Here is a 16998-nt window from a genome sequence, read left to right as displayed (position 1 = left end):
CGAAATCCATTCTTGTCGCTACCACCGCCGTCTCAACTGCGCACCTATGCGTCTCTCGCGCAGAAGTCTGCCGCGCTCGCTCGCGTCTATGAAGCGAGTTCCTGCCGGCAAGTGATTGCGCAACTCGCAAAGCCGCACACGTTTGAGTGTCGGAACTGGTTCCGAGCTGCACCCATACCATCTGCCTATCGCAGTCCCACGATTGACGCCGCATGTATCCAGCCAGTTCAGGACACCGGGATCGCGATGAGCAATCACCGCGCGAAAATGGCCGTCGTCGTCGACGTTTGCCTGATGCCCATTGAGGCTGCTTTGGTGATCGATATAGTCAAGCGCGTTGAACAGTGTGTCGTTCAATTGCACGTTCCAGTAGCGGCGCGTCTGCGGCAGCGCGGTTTCGAGAATGAGGGCTTCGTCATCACCGAAATCGAAAATGGCCTGCCAGTACGCCTGCTTCGCGAGCCCACCGCCGAAAGCGAAAAACTCGAACTCGTTCACCTTGATTCGCGTGCGCAGTTGCTGCATATGGGTGAGCCAGCGACGTGACAAACGCTCCGCGTAGCCCATCAACTCGCCGGTACGCCTCGCGATCTCCTCGTGGCCCATCGACGGCTTCAACAGCGGGGCATCGAGGCACTCGATAGCGATTCGCGCGTCGCGTTCCCTTCCCCATGCATACGAGCGCTGGCGCAGCATGGCGAAGTCAGCCTCGCGATGCTGCTCGATCCAGTTGCCGTCGTACCCGGCAGGACGCCGCGCGCTCAACAAAATTTCGAAGCTGCCGTCATCGCCAATTTCTACGTCGTCGAGGTCGAACTGACCGAGCGGCGGATGGGCTTCATCGGTAGTGCCCATGATCCCGCGGCCGAGGTCGAGCGTCAGCAAATGCACGCTGCCGCGTTCTCCGACTATCCGGTATCGCAGGTCTCCTCTCAACGGTGCGACGAAATAGGTATCGTCGGGATTCGGCTGCAGCATGAAGACTGAGTTAAGGAAGGGCAGCCAGTCAGGATGAAACGGATCGGATTGGAAGTAGATGAAGTAGGCCAGCGAAAGATTCATCTGAAACTGCCGATACAGCTCCGCGCGCGTTTGAGGATCGCTGGGTGTTTCAGTCAATTCGAGCAGACTGTCCGCGGTTGCCAACTGGGAGAGATAGTCGCGCCAGGATTTCAGCTCAGCCATGGATTCACCATTACCTTGCATTGCGTCGAGCGATTGCGCAGAGCCTCAAACATCTCGGGTAACGCGTCGAGAGAGACGCGATCCGTGATCATCGCGCGCGGTTCGACACAGCCCGCGTCGAACACGTTAGCGACATGAGTGAACTCTTGCATACTGTAGGTGACAGCGAACTGAATTCGCACTTCCTTCCACACCGCTACTGCCGGGATAAATTGATCTGGCACCGTGCAGAAGCCGAGCACTACGACGTCACTCCGCGGCTTGACGCAATGAATCGCCTTCGCAATCAGATCCTTTTGCCCTGCGCATTCGAAAACGACGTCCGGTGAACCCTTAAGAGCTTCGCCAGCCAGCGCCGCCAGATCCTGCCCCTCCTCCGGAACTATGAACTCGTCCGCACCCATGTGCCGCGCAAGCGCTTCGCGGCGCAGCGAGGAAGCGGTGACGACGATGCGTCCGGCGCCGAGGCGGCGGGCCCAGAACGTCGCCGCGAGCCCGACGGGACCCGCACCAATCACGAGCGCTTTCGCACCCGGTGTGAGTTTTGCCAACGCAACGCCGTGCAAGCCAACCGCCATTGGTTCGATCAGTGCGCCGTCCTCCATGCTCAACGTCTTCGGGAGCCTGGTCGTTACGCGCTCGGTCACGACTGCATACTGAGCGAACTCGGCGGCGGCGCCCTTGAAATGCGCGCAAAAGTTGGGCTTGCCGGATAGACAAGTCGCGCAGTGCCCGCATCCGACGAACGGCAGCGCGGTAACTGGGTCGCCAACCTTCAGCTTCTCTACACCCTTTCCCAGGGCAATCACCTCGCCAGCGAATTCGTGTCCAAGTGTTGAATTTTCTGGAAGCGTGAAATGCGGAGCGTGCCCATCCGTCATGTGAAGATCCGATCCGCAAATACCGCAGCGGTGAATCTTTAGCACGACTTCTCCGGCTGCTGGACTGGGATCGGCAACACTCCTAACTTCCAGCGGCAAACCTACCCTCGTGAAATACGCGGCTCTCATCGCTCGGATCTCCGTTTGGCGTGAATGTCCTGCTCGTCACCAACATCTGTAAATGTACTTTACTGGGAAAGTATCTCGGTTAATCCAGGTGTTTATACCGAGCGAGCACGAGAAGACAGCGCTCGAATGCGTTGCCGCGGAGCTATCGCTCGGCAAGATATCGTTGTGGGGAAGTGGTGATTGCCACCGGATGCGTCGGAGGCAACAAAAGACGCAGAAGAAGGCCCGCTAAGAACGCTGGCCTGTGACTGGTCTTGCGTTTTGCGCGCTTGTTACCAGCCGAGATGGCGATGAGTTAGGCGTTGCTATCGAGACGGTGAGCACCGCAACTATGTCAGGCGCGCTCGGCACTCCGACGTGCGGCCTCTGCGTCCGCGAACAGATGCAGTTCCCGCAACAAAATCGACAGTGCCGCTCGCCGTTCGGGCGTCATATGACTGGATGCCACCCAGTCGGTGCCATACGTCCCCTCATGGAGAATGTTCGTTAAAACCTTGCGCGCCCGTGACTTCATTCGCACGAGAATTCCACGCCCATCCGCCGGATCCGGCAAGCGCTCCACCAAGCCGATCTGCTCAAGTCTGCTGACGCACTTGGTGATGCCGCCGAGCGTCATCGCCAGTGGTTTTTGCAGTTGCGTTGGAGACTGGGTATAAGGCGGCCCTGAAACCAGCAGCGCGTCCAATAGCAATAGTTCGGCTGCCAGCAGGCCTTGACTCGCAGCGGCTTCCTTGAGCGCCCGGTCGATGTGCGCAGATAGCCGTAGAAGTCGTTGCCCGATCAGATAGATGTTCGCGTCCTCCGCTGGCCACTCGCGCGCCCACACTGCGGCCTGTTGGTCCAACGCATCGCCATCTTCGGGGCATGCTGACTTCTGCAACGCTACGCATTCCGTCAGGAATTGTGCTTCAGCCTGAGAACGTCTCGAATAGAACGCCTCGCCATTGTCATCGACAGCAACATCGATCCAGCCGGCCTCGTCAAGCGCATTCAGGTGACGCGTCACCCCCGCACGTGACATGTTCAGTTCACGCGCCAATGCGGCTGCGCTTTGCGCCCCCTTGCTCAGCAGCGCCAACAGTTGTCGTCTGGAAGCGTCCGCTAATGCGGCAAAAAGCGAATCTGCGGCCTTGCGAGCAGTCATGCCATCATCGATCGGTGGAGACCCTCGCCTCTCGGATCGCAAAAACGCGTGCCGAGCAAAGGGGCGATTGGCATGAACCGCAATTCGACGGCCATGCTAATGCCAGACAGGTGCCGTTTCCTGTAACGCGGGTCAAATTCGGCCCCGCTAAGTTACCAGAAAATTTGACCAGGAAAGCACAGCGGAAAGTGACGCTTTGCTGCCCGACGTACCCCGCCCGATACGGTGGCTATTGCTGGACCAGTTCGTACGCCGCAAGCGCCGCAATCTGCGTCACGCCACCGTCCACGGGTAAGCACGTGCCGGTAATGAATCGCGATTCGTCGCTGGCGAGAAACAGCGCGGCGGCCGCGACGTCCCATGCATCTCCCTCCAATGGGAGGGGCGCGATCTTGCGGCGCCGTTCGCGAGCCTTATCGTCAAGCATGCTTTCCACCATTGGCGTAAAAATATGCCCCGGAGCAATCGCGTTGGCACGAACCTGATCGCGGCCGTACATCACCGCGAGTTCACGCGTAAAGCCGACCATTCCCGCCTTTGACGAGCCATACGCGGCCGACCCGTGGCTGCGGATGCCTGCGACCGAACCGATGTTGACGATGGCCCCGCCCCCGCGCGCCACGATCTTCGGCACCGCACTTCGGCTCATCAAGAATGCACTTTTCAGATTGACGTCGATCACACGGTCCCAGGACGCTTCGTCGACGTCCTGCAATCTCCCCGGCGCGCCTGAGATACCGACGTTGTTGATGAGAATGTCCAGACCTCCATACCGCTGAACGGTCTCTTCGACAATGCGCGCACAGACAGCGCCGTCCGTGACATCGCCGGTCGATACGAACGCTCGGCCGCCCGCTTCCGTGATCAGCGCGAGCGTTTCCGCCGCCCGCTCGTACTGCTGATCGACGAGACAGACGGACGCGCCCTCCGCCGCAAAAAGGCAGGCAATGGCCTTACCCGTGCCAAAACCCCGACCGAGCGATCCTGCGCCGGTCACGATCGCGATCTTGCCGCTTAAACGTTGATGAAAGATTTTCGGAACAGGCATGCTGTAATCGGTCGATGAAAGTGGATTGTCATCTTGAACGTTCGAGCGAGCACTTGCACGTTCACGTTCACGTTCAAGCCATAACTCGCCAGGAGGCTGCCGATGGTCGAGCTTAGTCTCGCCAAGCCAATAATGCAACATATGGTTGCATTATTGGTCTGGATCATGTCGATTCGCGCACCGTGCCATGATCCAACAATGCAGCGCCAAAGCGTGCCGCATACGCGGTGTTCACTGCTTCGGTCTGGAAGCGGGTTTCGTTAATCGCAAAGATGAAGTATCCATACGCGAGATCGCGTCGATAGTCGTTCCACGCTTCGTCGAAATCGGGCGCCTCGACCCCGCCAATCGCCAGCTGCGAAAGATAGTGTTCGAGCAGCGACCGCTCCCATGAGCGACGGTCCTCGATATCGAGTGCACACCCTATGTGATAGGCAACCTCGAGGCTCCAAGGCGCCCGACTGACCTGGGCATCGAAAAAACCGGGCGTCCCGTCAGCTTCGACGTACAGATTTCCCAGATGCGTATCGCCGTGAATAAGGCATACCGGTTTGCTCTTATGTTCGCGCGCAATGCGCGAGAGAGATGCCATCATCCAGTCCCGATCGTGCAGATACCGGCTTACTGCCGCTCCTCTCGGCAGCGATATGTAGTGGGCCCAGACGTCCGGTTCGAGGTATCGGTTCTGGTATTCCAGCGACCAGTCCGAAAAGCGCTCTCCCACCCATTCGAGCCGACCGCCCTTGTCGAACTCCCGGCTGTTCCATGTTTGCGCGTGATAGCGCGCCATCGCACTCAACCGTAGGGCGACTTGTTCGTAGCCCTGCGATTGCTGGGCACGGCAAAACTGAACGTTACGCTCGCGCAGGTCTTCCATCACGACGACCGATTGCCAGGCGTCAGGATCCGTGCCTGCAAAAAAGCATCTAGGCGCGTTCATGTTGATGAACGGTAGAACGTCGCGATAAAACCGCATTTCGTTGCGATACATGTCTCTCATCGAAGGACTGTGATCCTCGAAACCGCCCTTGACGATCATGCGCGCCGGCAACGCCATTGCCTGTCCCGCCTCGTTGTACTCGAGTGCGACGCGTACCTTGGTCGACGTACCCGGCAATACCTCCACGTGCCGGCACGAAGTTACTTCGGCGCCGGGAAAGCGGAACGCGATCGCGGAGCTTAGCCACTTTGCGGTCACTTCCTCAACAGCGACAGGCAACGCCATGTCACTTACCACACCAGATTCCGACAAGGTTCCTCCCGAAGATTGCAAACAAAAAGACGCGTGCGCATCGTCGCGCATACCTGCTCCCCGTCGCAACATGGGGAAAACCACACCTCGCCTATCGTTGCATATTTTGAATGCCGTGCATATAGTTGCTTGCAAATGCAGCTACTTTTTTGGCAGCAAATCGATGAATCTATCCGACTCCGTCACGCTCGAGCGAGAACCGGCTGGCGCCGAACTCGCACAGAGAATTGCGCCAGAGGAATACCGTACTGAAGATAGTGTCGCGTTCAAGATGAACCTGGTTCATCTTCTGCTTGGCGCGGAAATCGACGCAAAGCTCGCTGCGAGCGAGCTTTCAGCAATACAGTGGGGAATCCTGAAAGCACTGTACGACGGACGTGCTCGCACACCTACCGCCTTGTGCCGGGTGCTGCTCGCTGACAGCAGCATCATGACCCGCCAAGCTCGATTCGCTTGAAAAAAGAGGATTGATCGAACGAATTCGCAGCACTTCCGACCGACGCTGTGTCGAGCTCACACTGACTGCGAACGGCCGCCAGTTGTTGCGCGGAACCCTGCCGCACATCGTCGATGCAAGCAATCGGCAGCTTCGCGGCTTCACGGTCGAAGAAGTCCGAACCGTCAAACATTTACTCGATCGGATGATCGTCAATCTGAGCTGACCAGCGATAGCAAGCTCGGAATGGACCAGCGTCTGCGCCCCCAAGTCAACGCGTATCGATATTTGAAAGGAGCTTTTATGGAGCACCCCGAAACAACGGAAAGGCAACGCGGGAACCCGGCGCAGGAGCCCAGCCTCGTGCCGCTGCCGGTTCCTCACGTATACCGCGGTCGCACTGTCACCGGAAGCGCCATCAAGCACGTGTCGCGTGATCTTGGCCAAGGTTTCTGCACGCCCAGGATCGACCTTGACGACCTCGTGTGGCCGCGAGCTGAGTCAGGTCCCGCCTTCGATATGCCGATTGCGAAGGTTATCGACTTTCTTGTCGAGCTGGGGCCGCGTTTGCATCTGGACGTCAATCCGCTGATGCAGGCCGCGCTCGAGTCAATGATCAAAGTGAGTCCGCTCGGGCGACGGATTCTTGAAAACTGTTATCGCGACATTCCCAACCTTTTCGCACGCGAGGTGATCGAGGACGAGTTGCGCGTTAGTCTTGGCGACGCGCGCCTCGTCGACGGTTGGGTGGCACGCACGCTGCGCGGGCGCCCGAGTCGTCTGCGCGCGTTTCCTCCGCGCCTCGTACATGTGCTCGCAGGCAACTCGCCGATGGTGGCAGCCATGACGGTCATGCGCGCGGCGCTGACGAAAGGCGTCCACCTGCTCAAGCTGCCTTCGAACGATCTTTTCACGGCCACTGCAATTCTGCGCACGATGGCCGACATCGACCCGGATCATCCCGTCACCCAGTCGTTTTCGGCTGCGTATTGGCGCGGTGGAGACGAAAATGTCGAGTCGATTCTTTATCGTCCGCAGTACTTCGACAAGATTGTCGTATGGGGCGGCGACAGCGCGGTTCGGCACGTGATGCGCTACGCTGGCCCCGGGCTCGAGCTGGTCGCGTTCGATCCGAAGGTATCTATCTCGCTGGTCGGCCGTGAAGCCTTTGCATCCGACGAGGTGCTGCGCGACGTCGCGCGTGCCGGCGCAGCCGATGTGCTGTCGTTCAACCAGGACGCGTGCAACGCGAGCCGGTATCAATTCATCGAAGGCGACGAAGACGACGCCGACCGCTATGCCGAGCAACTGGCGCTGGCACTCGGCCAGGACTTTCGCTATGGCGACGGCCAGGGCCCGCTGGTGCCCAGCGACATTCGCGAAGCGGTTGATGTGCTGCGTGAGATGGAGCCACTCTACCGGGTGTTCGGCGGATACGACGGCAAGGGGCTCGTCATTCGCTCGGAAGAAATGGTCGATTTTCATCCCATTTGCAAGACCGTCAACGTCGTTCCCGTGGCAAGCCTGCGCGACGGCGCGCGCTATGCGACCGTCGCCACGCAAACGGTCGGCATCTATCCGCCGCACCGGGTCACAGAGGTGCGCGACGCGCTCGCGTGCGCTGGCGTGCAACGCATCGTGGCGCTGGGCGAGTCTATTTCAGATGGGGTTGGCGGCTATCCGCATGACGGCATGTTCCCGATCCATCGATTCATGAAATGGGTCTCGGAGGAATCGGGCCCGAATCCGGGGGAGACCCAATAATGCAAGCCCTTTCCACGCTGCTTCAACTCACGGATCTTCAAGACCCCTTCCGCAACGCGCCGGAAAGCCTCCATGCCGCGCAACTGCAAGCCGTGCGCGAGCGCTTCGCGCAGCGCCGGCAGCAGATTCGCATTCTCGACAAGCGAGCCAGCGAGGCCGGAGTGACGGAAGTGAAGAGCATGAGCGACGCCGTGCCATTGCTTTTTGCCGACTCCGTCTACAAGAGCTATCCCGATTCGTTCATCGAGCAGGGGAAATGGCGCCACCTCACGGCGTGGCTTCAAACGCTCACAACCCGCAAGATCGACGGACTCGACTACGGCACGATCGCCGATCTCGACGACTGGATCCATGCGCTGCGTCGAAACGGCCACTATGTAATGAGCTCGAGCGGGACCTCGGGCAAGCAGTCCTTCATTTACCAGAGCGAAGCCGACCGCGATCTCGGCTGGCGCCTTCTCTCCCAAGGCATTCGCTGGGCGGCGAGCGGCATGCGCGATCCGTCGCGTCGCTATCCCGTGTTCCTTCTGACGCCCTCCTCCGGCTCTTACACCGGAACGGAGCGCATGGCGAAATTCGCCGAATCGATTGCGATGCCGGGCGACCTTCATTACATGTCGCATGTGCCGCAAAGCGCCGCGCACACCACGCGCATGGCGCGCATGCGGCGGGCCATCGCGGACGGCACCGTGCTCCCGAGTGAAATCGAAGCCTTCCAGAACGAAAGTCGAGAACGCAGCGAACGCGTACAAGCCGATTTCCGGCAGTTCATCGACCAACTTCTCGAACGGCGTCACGAGCCCATGTTCATCATGGGCATGATGGGCATGCTTTATCAGATCGTCGCCACGGCGCGCCAGCGTGGCATTCCCGACGCCGACTTTCACCCCGACACGATCATTAGTATCGGCGGCGGCAAGAAAGGTGCGAACCTGCCAGAAGACTTCCAGCAACAGTGCGAGCGCTTCTTCAACTTCAACGCGACCAACTTCAACGACGGCTACGGCATGGGCGAAGTATCGGGCTTTTGCCCGTGGTTTCACGAAGCGAAGGCGTGGACGGTCCCGCCCTGGCTCGTCCCGCTGGTGCTCGACTCGACCGGCGAACAACTGCTTAATCCTGCGGACGGGAAAGGCATCGTCGAGGGACGACTCGCCATGATCGACCTGCTCGCGGATGGGCGCTGGGGCGGCGTGATCAGCGGCGACAAGGTCACCGTGGAGTTCGGTCACGGCATCGACGGCGTGCGCACGCCCATCATTCGCGACGTGGTGCGCTACAAGGATTTGCCCGGCGGCGACGACAAGCTGTCCTGCGCGGGAACGATCGACGCCTACGTCCGCGGAGAGATCGCCGACATGACCGAGGCCCGCACCGCCAACTAAATCGATGTTTGCTACTCATCTGAAGGCCAATCGACAATGACTGAAACACAGACAAGCCCAGCCGTGTGGTTCATTACCGGCGTTTCGTCCGGCTTCGGCCGTTCCCTTGCGCAGGCGGTCCTCGCCCGTGGCGACAAAGTGGTCGGGACCGTTCGGAATGACGCACAGATCACTCCGTTCGAAAATCTCGCACCCGGACGCGCGCACGGTGTGCTGCTTGACGTGACCGACGCGGCAGCCGTGCCTCGCGCCGTCGCGCAGGCCATCGAGCGCGCGGGACCGATCGACGTACTCGTCAACAATGCGGGCTACGGTCTCTTCGGCGCACTCGAAGAGGTCTCCGACGCGGAAGCACGTCAGCTGTTCGATACCAACGTGTTTGGAACGGTCAACGTGATACGCGCCGTACTGCCTCATTTTCGCGAGCGCAACCGCGGTCATATCGTGAACTTCTCGTCGGTCGCCGGCGTGATCGGCATCGCGGGCTGCAGTTTCTATTGCGCTTCGAAGCATGCGATCGAAGGGCTTTCGGAATCGCTCGCTCGTGAACTGAGCCCGTTCGGGATTCGTGTGACCGTGGTCGAGCCGGGTGGCTTCCGCACCAATTTCGCAGGCGGATCGCTGAAGTGGAGCGAGGTCGAATCACCCGTCTATACGGAGACCGTGGGCAAGATGCGTCGTTACATGAGCAGTTACCACGGCACGCAAACGGGCGATCCGGCCAAGGCTGCCGACGCCATCGTGCGCGCGGTTTCCGCAGACGTCCCACCGCTGCGGCTACCGCTAGGTCCGGACGCCGTCGACCTCGTTCGGAAGAAACTTTCGTCCGTGCAACACGACCTCGAAGCTTGGCTCGACGTGTCGAGTTCCACCGACTTCGACCACTGACGCCTGGCAACTCATAGCCCTGGAGACGACATGTCCGCTTTGGACCCGTTCTATGCAATGCTGCGCGGTGAAAGCGACCCGTTTCGCAAGCACCCCGAGAACCTTCGCGAGCTGCAGCTCGCTGCCATGAAAGAGCGCTTCGCCGAGCGCCGCGAACAGATCAGGCTACTGCGTCGCAGAGCGGAAGATGTCGGCGTCAACGAGGTGACCCGCCATGAAGATATGGTGCCCCTGCTGTTCGCGCATCAGATCTACAAGAGCTACCCCGAGTCATTCATCGACAACGGCCGCTGGAAGCATCTTTCGGCATGGCTGCAAACTCTATCGAGCAAACGGGTGGCCGAAGTCGATCTGGACGGCTTGGACAACGTCGACGCATGGATGGACCGTCTGCGCACAGCGGGACACCATGTTTTCAGCTCGAGCGGCACATCCGGCAAGTGTAGCTTCATCAGTCAGACGCAAGCCGATCTCGACAATGTCACCGAGTCGTGCGTGAAGCTGGGCGTCTACGGCAACGCAATGATCCGAAGAGATTTCGGCAAGCGCCCGGCTTTCCTCATGATGCCGCCTGCCGGCGCGCATCGGCATATCGAACCGGTACTGAACGCAGCGCAACGGCTCGGCGCGGAAACCACGCTGATGTTCGACGAACCGGTGCTCGCATCCGCAACGATTTCGATGGGCCGCATGCGCCGCGCAATCGCCGACGGCTCCGCGAAACCGAGCGAGGTCGCGGCGTTTCAGGAGCAGGCGGTGGCGCGCCAACGTCATACCGGCAAGATGATCGACCGGTTTCTCGACAAGCTCACCGCGCAGCGCGAAGTTCCGGTGCTGGTCCAGGGCAACTGGTCGTTGCACTGGACGCTCGTCGAGCGCGCCCGTCAGCGCGGCAGCGCCGATGGCATCTGCCATCCGGATACGGTAATCACCACCGGCGGCGGCTTGAAGGGCACCTCGGCCCCCGCCGACTATCGGGAGCAAATCATCCGCTTCTACGGTATTCGTGCCGAGAACGTCCAGAACAGTTATGGCATGTCCGAGATGATCGGAACCGGCCCCTGGTCGGAAGTTGCGCAGGGTTATGCAATCTGCCCGTGGATCGTCCCGTTCGTTCTCGACAAGGCGGGAGAGCAACTGCTGAATCCTGCGGATGGACTGGGCGTCGTTGAGGGGCGCTTCGCGTTTTTCGACCTGCTGGCCGAAGGATACTGGGGTGGTTTCATCACTGGCGACAAGGTCGTGGTCGACTTTTCACCGGCGGGGAACACCGACGGCCTGCAAGGGCCGCTGGTCCGTCAAGTCGGCCGCTACGCCGATCTCGAGGAAGGCGAAGACAAGCTCTCGTGCGCAGGCACGATGGAGTCGTATGTACGTGGCATGATCAACGTTTGAGCCCTGCTGCGCGCGGTCCGAGCCCCAGGGGCGCCATTACTGGCGCCCCCTTGGGCTCATGAGTATACTGATGTCCTGATTCCGACATCAAACACTCCCCGATGTACAAACCTATGTCAGTTCAGGCTCCCAACGGAGCCTCGCGGCTCGCTGCGGCGGACAAACCTCGAACGGCTGGCCGGCCCACCCACGACGATGCGGTTCAGTTGCGCGAGCGGCTGCTCGAAGCCGCCAAATCCGTGTTCATCAGAGAAGGTTTCGGCGCCGCCAGGGTCGAGGAAATCGCATCGCTGGCTGGCGTCAGCAAAACGACCGTGTATCGCCAGTTCGGCACGAAGGAAGAGCTTTTTCGCTCCATCGTCTGGCGCGGGATGGCCGATCTGCGGGGCAAGATCTCGGAGCACCTGGAACCGGGCCGCGATTTTTCGACGAACCTGGCATCCCTTATCGATGCGCTCGTCGAACACATGGCAATACCGGACAGCATGCACACTTCACGCATGGTCATTGGCGAGGCGATTCGCTTTCCCGATGTCGCAAAGCAGTTTCTGCAGTTCGTGGTGACGATGCTGGAGCCGCTAACCGGCGTTCTGGAAGCCGCCGCGCTCAGCGGCGTAATCGCCATCGACGATCCCTCGAACGCGGCGCGCGATCTTCTCACACTGGTCACAGGCGCGCCCGAAGTGCACCTCGCGGTTCAGACCACTCGTTCCGAACGGAAACGCCGGGCTGAGCGGATTCATCGGCTTCTGTTGACCGCGTGGAGGTACCGTGCGGCACTGGATAAGGTTCGAGCCAGGTCAATGCCGTAACGTTCGCGCGGCCATCCAGGTCTCGCCGACGCACTAGCTGTCAATTTCACCCATCACCTGGAATTGCCCCGACGCCTGGGCGATGCATTTCGCATTCGCCCAGATCCGGCAGTCGGAGAAAATCACCCGCTTTCCCGAACGTAGAACGTCGACGTGTGCTTCCACCCAGTCGCCCGGCTCCGCGTTCCCCATGAAATTGACCGTCAAGCCCGTCGTCAACACCCTGACGGCCGGTTGACGCGAATACTTGCTCGCCCACGTGATGGCGGTGTCTGCCAGCATGCAAACAGCGCCCCCGTGCATCATCTGGCCAAGGTTGCGATGCGCTTCGCGAGCGTACATGCCGACGACGTGTCCGCGTTCGCTCTTGCGAAAGTAGGTAGGTCCGAACATCCGATGGAAGGGACCGAACTCCGGCATCAACGCAAAGCCCTCCGGGATGAGCTTTGCGCCGCTCTCTTCGAGCGCGTCTACCGCCAATGAGTCTGCTTGCTCCAATGCAATCCTCCTGTTCAACGCCGCCTGCGAGACGGCGCCAATATCTGCTTTTTCATCGATAGAACATAGCGTATCATTATCCGCACGTAAGTCAACTATGTGAATGACCAATGAATACCACTTCGCTCTTTTCGCCTCTCACCGTGCGCGGGGTCACGCTTGCCAACCGTATCGTCATGTCACCCATGACTCGCGGCTTTTCGCCGAACGGATTGCCCGGTAGTGACGTCGCCGCCTACTACAAGCGGCGTGCGCAGGGCGAGACAGGCCTGATCATCACGGAAGGCGTCGGCGTCGATCACCCCGCGGCGCTCGGCGAAGCCGGACTCGGAGAAAATTCGATTCCCATGCTCGCCGGAGAGGAATCAGTTGCCGCGTGGCGACGCGTGACGGACGAAGTTCACGCTAGCGGCGGAATCATCTTTCCGCAGTTGTGGCATATGGGACCCATGAAAGAGGCGAATACGGGCCCCTTCCCGGCCGCCTCGCCACTGCGCCCATCGGGACTGTGGGGACCGGAAGGACGAACGACATCGCTCAACGCAGGTTACATGGAGCGCGTCATGCCGCCAACTCGCCCGATGACCGATGCCGAGATCGCGGACGTCATTGCAGCCTATGGTCGAAGCGCGCGCTATGCGACGGCCGCCGGCTTCGATGGCATCGCGATTCACGGAGCTCACGGCTATCTGATCGACGCTTTTTTGTGGGCAGAAACCAATCAACGCACGGATCGATGGGGCAAGGATCTCACGGCGCGCAGCCGCTTTGCCGCCGAAGTTGTCCGCGCAATCCGCGAAGCGATCGGCGCGACGATGCCGATCACGTTCCGCTTCTCCCAGTGGAAGCAGCAGGATTTCCGCGCGCGTCTCGCCAACGACCCGCACGAACTCGAGCACATTCTCGCGCCGCTCGCGGATGCTGGCGTCGACATCTTCGAGGCGAGCACCCGCTACTTCAACCGGGCGGAATTCGCGGGCTCAGAGATGAATCTCGCCGGTTGGGTGAAGAAGGTAACCGGCAAGCTTTCGATGACTGTTGGTGGGATCGGCATTAACAAGGGCTACTACGATTCAATGGCCGGGGCCGCGACATCGGCGCAGCCCGACCTCACTGCCCTGCTCGATCGTTTCTCACGCGGCGAGTTCGATCTTGTTGGCGTGGGACGCTCGCTTCTACATGATCCGAACTGGGCGCGGCGCGCACGGCTTGGCGAGCCGTTCCTCGGGTTCAGCAACGACTCGCTCGCACACCTCACCTGAAACGCGATTTGCAGTCGGCGCCGTTGACTCCGGCGTCAACTGCTATTTCCGGTTCGGGATCTTTACGTACGCCCGGTGACAGGAATCAACGCACCGGTCACCCCCGACGCGGCGCCAGACGCGAGAAAGAGAATCACCTCGGCAATTTCTTCAGGCCGTACCCAGCGGGAAAAGTCAGCGTCGGGCATATCCTTGCGGTTCTGTGGCGTATCGATGATGCCTGGCAAGATAGCGTTGACGGTAATGGAACGGCCTTTGAGTTCTTCGGCCAGCGCCTCAGTCAAACGCATCACCCCCGACTTCGAGGCCGCATACGCTCCCATGCCCGCGCCCGCCTTCAGCGCAGCGCCGGCTCCAATATTGATGATGCGTCCGCCCTCCGCGCTGTCGGCAATATGGTCGAGTGCCGCTTTCGACGCAGTCGCCGCCGTGCGCACGTTCGTCCGGTACATCAGATCCCAGGTGTCGAGACTGCCGTCCGCCAGCGTTTCCCAGCGAAAGCCTCCCGCTACATTGACGATCGCATCGAGCCTGCCAAGCTGCTCGACGACCGCGGAGAGCGCTGAGCGCGCCGCATCGAGATCAGTCAGCTCGACGCCTCCTCGCCACCAGGAAGCGTGCAGCTGCTCCGCGCTCGCGTTCTCCGGCTCGAGCGCCTTGTCGATCAGCGCGACCTTCCAGCCGTTCTCAGCAAACACGCGGCCAACCGTGCGCCCAAGCGTGCCGAATCCACCCGTTATCGCCACTACCCGTTGCATGTGCATCCCTCCCTCGCCGCGCCCGGCGCCGCCTGTACCGCTGGCGTCGGACACTGTAAAAGCTCAACGTCCCTTGAACACCGGCTCGCGTTTCTCGCGAAACGCGTTGACCGCCTCTTGATGGTCTTCCGTCAGGTTCGACAGCGCCTCGTATGCAATCGACGCGTCGAGAATGGCATGCGCAAGTTGCTTCAGGCCGATGTTGATCGACGCCTTGGTCCACTGGATGGCGCGCGAAGCGCCGTTTGCGAGACGCTTCGCCATCGCGTCGACCACGGCATCCAGCTGGTCGGCCGGTACGGCATGATTGATGAGACCCAGTCGTGCCGCCTCTTCCGCGGTGACGAGATCCCCCGTCAACAGGTATTCCTTGGCCTTCGCATAGCCCACGAGCTGCGGCCAGATCACCGCGCCGCCATCGCCGGCCACGAAGCCGACTTTCACGTGCGGATCGCCAATCTTTGCGTGATTGGCCGCGTAGCTCAGATCCGAGAACAGCGCGATCGTCGCGCCGAGACCGATTGCATGACCGTTGATCTTGGCGATGACCGGCTTCGGACAATCCAGCATCGAGAAGACAATTTTCTTTGCACGCTGCATGCCTTCGAGGAACAGCGTGGGGTTGTCGATGACCTGCTGCATATGCTCGATATCGCCGCCCGCGCTAAATGCCCGCCCTGCGCCCGTCAACACCACGACACGGGTCTCAACATCCTCGGCGACATCGAGAAAAAGCCGCGACATCTCAATGTCCATTTGCTCGTCGAACGCGTTCAACGTTTCCGGGCGGTTGAGCGTAACGGTCAAGACGCCGCCTTCGCGTTCGAGCAATAGCGCCTGATAGTCCGATATATTCATGGCTAACCTGTTCGTAATGAAGAGATCGCGCGGGACGGACAGACCGTCTGCCGCCGTCGACCGGTGCAAGGCCGATCACACGTGCAGCGGAATGAACCGGCGGCCGTTGTCGTACATGATCTTGCGCGTGTCTTCTTCCGAGAGCTCATTGCATGCTTCCGACGCGAAGTCCTTCGGTTCGGGCACGCCTTCCGCGTGCGGATAGTCGGAGCCCATCAACAGGAAGTCCGACGATCCCGTTTGAGCGATGATCTGGGCGATGTCGTCCTCCGGATACGCGACCACGAAGACATTTTCCTTGAAGATCTGGCTCGGGCGTTTCTTCAGCTGACCGCACGGCCAGTAGCCATTCTTCGCCATCCCCCGGCACTTGTCCATTTTGACGAGCAGCGAAGGCACCCATTCGGCACCGTTTTCGGCGCTGCACAGCTTGACCCGCGGGAAACGCTCGAAGAAGTTGTAGAAGATGAACGACGACAGCGTTTCCATGACCGGCCGCTCGCCGTAACCGTGCATCCAGACAAAGGCGGTCTGACGCTGGCGCGACTGCTGCACGGGCTCGCCCCACACCGCCATATGATCCTTCATGTAGATCGCTTCCGACACATGGAAGGTGACGCGCACGCCCGCTTCGTTGAGGACCGACCAGAACGGATCGAAGTATGGATCCGCAGGTGCACGGCCATTGAACGGCCCCATCGGCATCAGGATCACCCGCACACCGTTCGCAACCAGCCACCTGGCCTCGGCGACAGCCGCATCGAGATCGTCGAGCGTGACGACCGGCGTCGTGTAGATGCGGTCTTTGTAGTTGAAGCCCCAGTCGTCGAGCATCCACTGGTTATACGCATGCAACACCGCATTTGCCGCAACGGGCTCGTTGAGGTAGGAAATACACGCGACCATTTCGCCGATGTACATCGTGCAGGCTTCAACACCGAAATCGTCCATCTTCTTCAGGCGCGCGTCGCGGTTGAACATGTCCGGCGTCGGCGAAACCCGCATATCGACGTTATCCTTGCCATCCTTCATCGCGCGCAGCCATTCATGCAGCTTGCCCGGCGGCGGAACGTGCCCCTCGGCCGATGTGTAGCCCTCGCTGATTTCCACCTTCCGGTCGCCCACATACATGCAGCGGTTGCCGTCTGCCGTGACACGGCTGGTAAAAGACCAGTCCTTCCTGAACTTCTCGGGCAAATGACGGTTGAACGCGTCCTCGACTTCGTAGAAGTGCGTGTCGGCGTCGTAGATCTTCCCTTGATACGTTTGCATGGTCTCGCTCCTGATTGTGGGGAGCGCTTCA

Annotated in this window: 17 protein-coding genes; 8 read left to right on the top strand and 9 right to left on the bottom strand. The window is 60.3% G+C overall.

The window, feature by feature from the left end; all coding sequences use genetic code 11:
- Positions 1 to 18: 18 nt before the first annotated feature.
- The 5 genes from OKW40_RS32930 to OKW40_RS32910 all read right to left on the bottom strand — a co-directional run bounded on the left by OKW40_RS32930 (position 19) and on the right by OKW40_RS32910 (position 5690).
- Positions 19 to 1185 carry a DUF1214 domain-containing protein gene (locus OKW40_RS32930; protein ID WP_429493368.1) on the bottom strand — a complete coding sequence of 389 codons (1167 nt, stop codon included), beginning with the start codon at positions 1183 to 1185 and terminating at the stop codon, positions 19 to 21.
- Complete coding sequence (locus OKW40_RS32925; protein WP_429493367.1) at positions 1173 to 2111, bottom strand: alcohol dehydrogenase catalytic domain-containing protein; 939 nt, start codon at positions 2109 to 2111, stop codon at positions 1173 to 1175. The genes OKW40_RS32930 and OKW40_RS32925 overlap by 13 nt, the downstream gene beginning before the upstream one ends.
- Before the next feature lie 418 nt (positions 2112 to 2529).
- A complete protein-coding gene (locus tag OKW40_RS32920; RefSeq protein ID WP_429352476.1) occupies positions 2530 to 3339 on the bottom strand; it encodes a MarR family transcriptional regulator in 810 nt (269 codons plus the stop codon).
- Positions 3340 to 3568: 229 nt separating this feature from the next.
- On the bottom strand, positions 3569 to 4528 hold the full coding sequence (locus tag OKW40_RS32915; RefSeq protein ID WP_429493366.1) for an SDR family NAD(P)-dependent oxidoreductase: 960 nt from the start codon (positions 4526 to 4528) through the stop codon (positions 3569 to 3571).
- Positions 4529 to 4550: 22 nt separating this feature from the next.
- The gene (locus OKW40_RS32910) at positions 4551 to 5690 is read right to left on the bottom strand and encodes a phosphotransferase (RefSeq protein WP_429493365.1); all 1140 of its coding nucleotides are present in this window, start codon (positions 5688 to 5690) and stop codon (positions 4551 to 4553) included.
- Positions 5691 to 5802: 112 nt separating this feature from the next.
- Here OKW40_RS32910 and OKW40_RS32905 point away from each other — a divergent pair, with 112 nt between their 5' ends.
- The 7 genes from OKW40_RS32905 (at position 5803) to OKW40_RS32875 (ending at position 12319) form a co-directional block, all read left to right on the top strand.
- Positions 5803 to 6096, top strand: coding sequence for a hypothetical protein (locus OKW40_RS32905; protein ID WP_429493364.1), 294 nt, complete (start codon positions 5803 to 5805; stop codon positions 6094 to 6096).
- Between the two features lie 10 nt (positions 6097 to 6106).
- Positions 6107 to 6301, top strand: coding sequence for a hypothetical protein (locus tag OKW40_RS32900; protein ID WP_429493363.1), 195 nt, complete (start codon positions 6107 to 6109; stop codon positions 6299 to 6301).
- Between the two features lie 77 nt (positions 6302 to 6378).
- Complete coding sequence (locus OKW40_RS32895) at positions 6379 to 7839, top strand: acyl-CoA reductase (protein ID WP_429493362.1); 1461 nt, start codon at positions 6379 to 6381, stop codon at positions 7837 to 7839.
- Positions 7839 to 9224 (top strand): hypothetical protein, encoded by a 1386-nt coding sequence (locus OKW40_RS32890; protein ID WP_429493361.1) that lies wholly within the window; start codon positions 7839 to 7841, stop codon positions 9222 to 9224. The genes OKW40_RS32895 and OKW40_RS32890 overlap by 1 nt, the downstream gene beginning before the upstream one ends.
- Before the next feature lie 36 nt (positions 9225 to 9260).
- On the top strand, positions 9261 to 10112 hold the full coding sequence (locus tag OKW40_RS32885) for an oxidoreductase (RefSeq protein WP_429493360.1): 852 nt from the start codon (positions 9261 to 9263) through the stop codon (positions 10110 to 10112).
- A 30-nt stretch (positions 10113 to 10142) separates the two neighbouring features.
- Complete coding sequence (locus OKW40_RS32880; protein ID WP_090808874.1) at positions 10143 to 11507, top strand: hypothetical protein; 1365 nt, start codon at positions 10143 to 10145, stop codon at positions 11505 to 11507.
- Positions 11508 to 11713: 206 nt separating this feature from the next.
- Positions 11714 to 12319: a TetR/AcrR family transcriptional regulator gene (locus OKW40_RS32875; protein WP_262421577.1), complete on the top strand. Its 606-nt coding sequence runs from the start codon at positions 11714 to 11716 to the stop codon at positions 12317 to 12319.
- Positions 12320 to 12352: 33 nt separating this feature from the next.
- Here OKW40_RS32875 and OKW40_RS32870 read toward each other — a convergent pair whose 3' ends face one another.
- Positions 12353 to 12928: a PaaI family thioesterase gene (locus OKW40_RS32870; RefSeq protein WP_429493359.1), complete on the bottom strand. Its 576-nt coding sequence runs from the start codon at positions 12926 to 12928 to the stop codon at positions 12353 to 12355.
- On the opposite strand from OKW40_RS32870, the gene OKW40_RS32865 reads away from it, so the two are divergent.
- Positions 12928 to 14079, top strand: coding sequence for an NADH:flavin oxidoreductase (locus tag OKW40_RS32865; protein WP_429493358.1), 1152 nt, complete (start codon positions 12928 to 12930; stop codon positions 14077 to 14079). The two genes, OKW40_RS32870 and OKW40_RS32865, sit on opposite strands and share 1 nt — an antisense overlap.
- Before the next feature lie 62 nt (positions 14080 to 14141).
- Here the strand turns inward: OKW40_RS32865 and OKW40_RS32860 are convergent, their stop codons facing one another.
- The 3 genes from OKW40_RS32860 to OKW40_RS32850 all read right to left on the bottom strand — a co-directional run bounded on the left by OKW40_RS32860 (position 14142) and on the right by OKW40_RS32850 (position 16967).
- Positions 14142 to 14837 (bottom strand): SDR family NAD(P)-dependent oxidoreductase, encoded by a 696-nt coding sequence (locus OKW40_RS32860; RefSeq protein ID WP_429493357.1) that lies wholly within the window; start codon positions 14835 to 14837, stop codon positions 14142 to 14144.
- A 63-nt stretch (positions 14838 to 14900) separates the two neighbouring features.
- A complete protein-coding gene (locus OKW40_RS32855) occupies positions 14901 to 15695 on the bottom strand; it encodes an enoyl-CoA hydratase/isomerase family protein (RefSeq protein ID WP_090808869.1) in 795 nt (264 codons plus the stop codon).
- Between the two features lie 75 nt (positions 15696 to 15770).
- On the bottom strand, positions 15771 to 16967 hold the full coding sequence (locus OKW40_RS32850; RefSeq protein WP_184050312.1) for an amidohydrolase family protein: 1197 nt from the start codon (positions 16965 to 16967) through the stop codon (positions 15771 to 15773).
- Positions 16968 to 16998 lie beyond the last annotated feature (31 nt).

Origin of the sequence: Paraburkholderia sp. RAU6.4a, from assembly GCF_050435625.1 — a bacterium.
Taxonomy (GTDB): domain Bacteria; phylum Pseudomonadota; class Gammaproteobacteria; order Burkholderiales; family Burkholderiaceae; genus Paraburkholderia; species Paraburkholderia tuberum.
The sequence above is the reverse complement of the archived record's forward strand: the minus strand, read 5'-3'. Positions and strand labels throughout refer to the sequence as shown.